This is a genomic window from Bacillus sp. MBGLi79 (genome assembly GCF_002953915.1).
On the sequence record NZ_CP026521.1, the window covers coordinates 2,912,261 to 2,917,639 of the forward strand.

At 45.4% G+C, this 5,379-nt stretch carries 8 protein-coding genes; 4 read left to right on the top strand and 4 right to left on the bottom strand.

Annotated elements, in window-relative coordinates; translation table 11 throughout:
- Together sodA and C1T29_RS14745 are read right to left on the bottom strand one after the other, a co-directional pair.
- Positions 1–583, bottom strand: a 583-nt coding sequence (gene sodA, locus C1T29_RS14740; protein ID WP_208945476.1) for a superoxide dismutase, incomplete at its 3' end; no start/stop codon positions are given.
- A 182-nt stretch (positions 584–765) separates the two neighbouring features.
- A complete protein-coding gene (locus C1T29_RS14745) occupies positions 766–1,248 on the bottom strand; it encodes a DUF456 domain-containing protein (RefSeq protein WP_026579296.1) in 483 nt (160 codons plus the stop codon).
- A gap of 158 nt (positions 1,249–1,406) precedes the next feature.
- Between C1T29_RS14745 and C1T29_RS14750 the strand changes: the two genes are divergently transcribed.
- From C1T29_RS14750 to ispG, 3 genes are all read left to right on the top strand, one after another.
- On the top strand, positions 1,407–2,165 hold the full coding sequence (locus C1T29_RS14750; protein ID WP_023855217.1) for a DUF1189 domain-containing protein: 759 nt from the start codon (positions 1,407–1,409) through the stop codon (positions 2,163–2,165).
- An 84-nt stretch (positions 2,166–2,249) separates the two neighbouring features.
- The gene (locus C1T29_RS14755) at positions 2,250–2,555 is read left to right on the top strand and encodes a LysM peptidoglycan-binding domain-containing protein (RefSeq protein ID WP_023855218.1); all 306 of its coding nucleotides are present in this window, start codon (positions 2,250–2,252) and stop codon (positions 2,553–2,555) included.
- A 106-nt stretch (positions 2,556–2,661) separates the two neighbouring features.
- Entirely contained in the window at positions 2,662–3,780 is a 1,119-nt protein-coding gene (gene ispG, locus C1T29_RS14760) for a flavodoxin-dependent (E)-4-hydroxy-3-methylbut-2-enyl-diphosphate synthase (RefSeq protein WP_085959519.1), read from the top strand.
- Between the two features lie 37 nt (positions 3,781–3,817).
- Here ispG and C1T29_RS14765 read toward each other — a convergent pair whose 3' ends face one another.
- Positions 3,818–4,189 (bottom strand): hypothetical protein, encoded by a 372-nt coding sequence (locus C1T29_RS14765; protein WP_023855219.1) that lies wholly within the window; start codon positions 4,187–4,189, stop codon positions 3,818–3,820.
- Between the two features lie 137 nt (positions 4,190–4,326).
- Between C1T29_RS14765 and C1T29_RS14770 the strand changes: the two genes are divergently transcribed.
- Positions 4,327–4,911, top strand: coding sequence for a nucleotidase (locus C1T29_RS14770; RefSeq protein WP_023855220.1), 585 nt, complete (start codon positions 4,327–4,329; stop codon positions 4,909–4,911).
- 70 nt (positions 4,912–4,981) lie between these two features.
- On the opposite strand, the gene C1T29_RS14775 is transcribed toward C1T29_RS14770, so the two are convergent.
- The coding region (locus tag C1T29_RS14775; protein ID WP_208945477.1) for a zinc uptake transcriptional repressor Zur at positions 4,982–5,379 on the bottom strand (398 nt) is incomplete at its 5' end.

Genomic DNA, 5,379 nt, shown 5'->3' on the forward strand with positions numbered 1-5,379 from the left:
CAACTTCATCCCAGTTCACGACGTTCCAGAATGCTTTAATGAAATCTGGACGGCGGTTTTGGTAATTCAGGTAGTATGCGTGCTCCCATACGTCAAGACCTAAGATAGGGGTCTTGCCTTCTGAAAGAGGAGAATCTTGGTTTGGCGTGCTTGTGATTTCAAGCTCTCCGTTATTGACAACAAGCCATGCCCAGCCGGAGCCGAAACGGCCAGCTGCTGCAGCGGCAAAGTCTTCTTTGAATTGATCGAAGCTGCCGAATTTGCTGTTGATCGCTTCTGCCAATTCACCAGTCGGAGCGCCTCCTCCGTTTGGAGAAAGAAGTTTCCAGAACAATGAGTGGTTGGCATGTCCACCGCCATTGTTGCGGACAGCTGTGCGGATGTTTTCCGGTACAGCATCAAGGTTTGCAACAAGCTCTTCAACAGATTTGCTTTCAAGATCCTGTTTGCCTGCCACCGCTTCGTTCAATTTTGTAACATATGTGTTATGGTGCTTCGTATGGTGAATATTCATCGTCTCTTTGTCGATGTGAGGTTCTAACGCATCGTAAGCATAAGGTAATTCTGGAAGTTTGTAAGCCATATCAATTCCTCCTTAATTTGTATGTATTGAAATGCCGCCTTTAGCAAGCCTTTCCTCTTTCAATGTATCAAAAGAAAAGGCTTGTTTCAATGGAAATGCTCACAAAATGATCACAGTTGCATTTCAAGCGCTCACTAAACTTTATCCTTTTCCCCTTCTTTTTAAACATGGACGGGAAAATTTTAGAGCACGGTATATAAAAAGTAGCCGATCATTATCAGCTGAATCACACTTTTCGCAAAAACGCCTGAAATAAATCCGATCAATGAACCGATCCCGATTCTGGCCGCTGTTTTCAAATCCTTCTGATGGACAATCATCTCACCCGCCAAGGCCCCGACAAACGGCCCCAAAATAATGCCCGCCACAGGTATCACAAAAGGGCCGATCAAAAGGCCGATTGTGCTGCCCCATATCGCCGCCCTGCTGCCGCCGAAGCGCTTAATACCGAGGAGATTTGCAATATAGTCAGCAGCAAACAATACGGCTGTAAAAATGCCTTCAATGATCCAAAACAGGTAGGAGTAATGCCCGAATGTAAATAAAAAACCGTATAGCACAAAGCCGGCTACGATGAAAACGACGCTCGGAATGATGGGATAAACAAGGCCGATGAACGCAATGACGAACATCGCCGCAATGATGATCCAATATAAAACATCCATCCGAATCTCCTCCAATCGATTGTGATGCTTCATATTATACCCATTTTTCCAAAAGGAAACTTCCAGAACCCCTGTTGATCGATAAGTTTTCTTGTATTCGTCCTTTTGTGACGATACAATAATGCAGATACATTATAGAAATAGGAAGTGAAAAACGAATGAATTTATTTCAGCGATTTTTTAAAAGTACATATTCCCCTCACGCGATTGGCAAAATGCGTTTCCAAGGCATAGGGAAAACGATTTTATACGTATTTTTGCTCAGCATCATCGCCGCTCTCCCGAACCTTTACCATATCAGCAGCGGAGTGGTGAATACAATGAACAGCTTTCAGTCAGCTGTAAAAGAATTCCCCGCTTTCTCCATAAAAGACGGCTCACTGCAAACAGATGCAAAGAAAGCGATTGAATCACAGTCATTCGGATTTGTCATCGTTTTTGATCCGAGCGGCTCTTATAAAACAAAACAGATCGAAGACAAACGGAATTCCGTCGGCATTCTGAAAGATAAGTTCGTCATCGCCATTGACGGCCAAGTTCAGGAAATGCCGTACACCATGCTTCCCGAAGACATGTCCAAGGACGATATCCTTTCTTTAGTTGATCAAAATAAATCGGTGATTGTTCCCGTCTTATGCGTTCTGCTGTTTTTGGCGACGGCAGCCGGAAAATTCATTGATGTCTCGGTTCTTGCCGTCATCGGGCTGATTATACGCAATGGACAGAAGAAAATGCTCTCCTATAAGCACCTTTGGGTGATGTCTGCTTATTCGATCACGCTCGCGACCGTGTTTTTTGCAATTATGGACGCGCTGGAGGCGGTGGTTCCAAGTCAGTTCCTCCTGAACTGGTTTGTGAACTTTATCATCCTGTTTCTCGCCATTAAAGAGACGCCGTCTTCTAAAGCAGCAAAGTAAAACGGGCAGGAGCAAATTTATTGTCATGTTGAAAGAGGGACAAGCGTAACATAATAAAAAATGCATGAAATGGGGACAAATCAGATGAAACGTGTGATTGTGCTGTTTTCGATTTTGCTCGCCCTGTTCATTGTTTATTATGACTTGAAATCAGGCACCATCCCTCAAAACGCCTTGCCGGCTTCAACCATCGCAGCAGAAGCTCCGGCTGCAAGCCTGCAATATAAGACCGTTACCGTCAAACCCGGACAGACCGTATTTTCAATCATCGGGAACAGCGCCGTTCCGGCCGACAAAATAGCCGAAGATTTTGAAGCGCTGAATCCGAATGTGAAGGCGAGCCGCATTCAAGCAGGCATCACCTACAAGTTTCCCGTTTATCCTGAATAAGCGTTAATTTCTTGTCAGTTTCATGAACGGGCTGTTACAATAAGACTTGTAAACGATTTGGTATAAGAAAAGGAGCAACCGCCTCCGAATTATACTTAAGGAGCGAATTCAAGTGAGTGAAATCACACATCGTACAAAAACGCGTCCCGTTAAAGTGGGACCTTTAACAATAGGCGGCAATAACGAAGTCGTCATTCAAAGCATGACAACAACAAAAACACATGACGTTGAAGCAACCGTCGCCGAAATCAACAGACTCGCGGAAGCGGGATGTCAAATCGTCCGTGTCGCCTGTCCTGATGAACGGGCTGCAGACGCGATTCCTGAGATCAAAAAGCGGATATCCATCCCTCTTGTCGTGGATATTCATTTCAACTATAAATTGGCTTTAAAAGCGATCGAAGGCGGAGCCGATAAAATCCGCATCAATCCGGGAAACATCGGCCGCCGCGAAAAGGTTGAAGCGGTGGTCAATGCAGCGAAGGAAAAGGGCATTCCAATCCGGATCGGTGTCAATGCAGGCTCTCTGGAAAAACGAATCCTTGAGAAATACGGCTATCCGACAGCAGACGGCATGGTCGAAAGTGCACTGCACCACATTAAAATTCTTGAAGATCTCGATTTCCACGATATCATCGTCAGCATGAAGGCGTCTGATGTCAATCTGGCGATTGAAGCGTACGAAAAAGCGGCAAAAGCATTCGATTATCCGCTTCATTTAGGCATCACCGAATCGGGTACGCTGTTTGCCGGTACGGTGAAAAGCGCCGCCGGTCTCGGCGCGATCCTTTCAAAAGGAATCGGCAATACATTGCGGATTTCTTTAAGCGCGGACCCGGTCGAAGAAGTAAAAGTCGCCAGGGAGCTCCTGAAATCTTTCGGGCTCGCTTCCAATGCAGCGACATTGATTTCCTGCCCGACTTGCGGCCGGATCGAAATCGATTTGATCAGCATCGCCAATGAAGTCGAAGATTATATCGCTAAAATCAAGGCGCCGATCAAAGTTGCCGTTCTCGGCTGTGCCGTCAACGGTCCCGGAGAAGCGCGCGAAGCCGATATCGGGATTGCCGGCGCACGCGGCGAAGGCCTCCTGTTCCGCAAAGGCGAAATCGTCCGGAAAGTGCCTGAGGAAACGATGGTCGAGGAATTGAAAAAAGAAATCGACAAGCTCGCCGAAGAGCATTATGCCAAACAAGCGGCCGAAAAAGAAAAATTAAACACATAATCAAAAAGCTTGACGGATATCCGTCAAGCTTTTTCCGTTAGAAAAACGGGGTGATGAATATGCCAAGCACCAAGGAAACTGCACCGATACCCATTGCCCATGCTCCTAAGCCAGCTGCTCCTTGTCTTCTGGCTATATAACCGACAATGATCCCTGCAATTCCTAACAGCACTGGAAGCATAAACAAGGAAATAATCGAAAGCGCAAGCGCGATATACCCGGTTACGCGTCCGCCGGCAGCATCGGCATCGTTACGCGCGTCACCGTTGTCCCTGTTATCCGTACGATAAGTCGGGGCAACTTCTGCTGCTGTTTCTTCTAAAAAGTCATCATTATCTAAAGTCGCATCGACTAGGTCAGCATCATAACCGGCCCGGTTACGACCGCGAACATTTTGATCTCTTTCCATTCGATATCCCCCCTCTTTAATCCATAAAGGAGCATTTATAGTTTAAGCATTTTAGCCCGATTCATGTTTGCTAAACTTTACTGTAAATGTTAAAAGATTATGATACACTGGAGGAATGGATGATAAGGAGTGTGGACATGTTACATTTAGGAATCGATATTGATGGAACGATCACTGCCCAGGATACTTTTGTTCCCTATTTGAACGAGTCGTTCAGCCTCTCCATTACATTGGAAGATATTAAGGAATATGACTTAACAAAGCTGCTGAATATATCCCAGGAAGATTTTTGGAAATGGATGAACGAAAACGAGCCCCGCATCTATCAGGAAGCATTGCTGGCTCAATATGCCAAACAGACGCTGGATGAGCTGAAAAAGCAGCATAAGCTGATATACATTACGGCAAGAAGACACCATCTGGAGGATATCACCTTTGATTGGTTCGAGAAACGCGACATTCATTATGACCATATAGAACTTGTCGGCGGTCACGATAAACTGGAAGCCGTCTTCAGGCATAAGATCGATGTTTTCTTTGAGGACCACCACGGGAATGCAACCATGATTGCAAAAGAAGCAGGCATTCCGGTTCTGTTGTTTAATACGCCGTATAATCAGCTTCCGATCGATTCAAACATCGTCAGAGTCGACAGCTGGCTTGAAGCCGCCCAATGGCTGAAAAAGAACGAGAAAATGATTAAAGGCGCAAAAAGCATGTAAGATAAAGTCTCTTACATGCTTTTTGCGTTAAAAAGGCATATGGCTTTTTAACGCCATATGCCGCTTTTCTTTACTGCGCTTCTGCGCTTTTTTCTTCGCATCGCGGGCACGTTCCGTAAATTTCAAACTTGTGGCCGCTGATCTGGTAGCCGTCAAGATCGTCTGTCAGCTTTTCCATCGGGCATAGCTCGATTTCCTTCGTTTTGCCGCACATCATGCAAATAAAATGATGGTGGTGATGAGCAGAAGAACATTTAAAGCGAAACAGCTTTTCACCGGAAAGCTCAGTCGTTTCCAAAATGCCGAGTTCTTCAAACAGCGACAAATTCCTGTAGATCGTATCAAAGCTTAACCCCGGATAATCATCGTTTAAAGCGGAAAGGACGTTTTTCGCCGTTAAATATTTATCAGATTCCCTAAACAGCTGAAGCATCTCCTCCCGTTTGCTTGTATATTTATATCCTTGTT

Excerpts from the sequence above, each read along its gene's own strand:
- C1T29_RS14745 (WP_026579296.1), bottom strand. The coding sequence starts at position 1,248 with ATGGATGTTTTATATTGGATCATCATTGCGGCGATGTTCGTCATTGCG.
- C1T29_RS14750 (WP_023855217.1), top strand. The coding sequence starts at position 1,407 with ATGAATTTATTTCAGCGATTTTTTAAAAGTACATATTCCCCTCACGCG.
- C1T29_RS14755 (WP_023855218.1), top strand. The coding sequence starts at position 2,250 with ATGAAACGTGTGATTGTGCTGTTTTCGATTTTGCTCGCCCTGTTCATT.
- C1T29_RS14765 (WP_023855219.1), bottom strand. The coding sequence starts at position 4,189 with ATGGAAAGAGATCAAAATGTTCGCGGTCGTAACCGGGCCGGTTATGAT.
- C1T29_RS14770 (WP_023855220.1), top strand. The coding sequence starts at position 4,327 with ATGTTACATTTAGGAATCGATATTGATGGAACGATCACTGCCCAGGAT.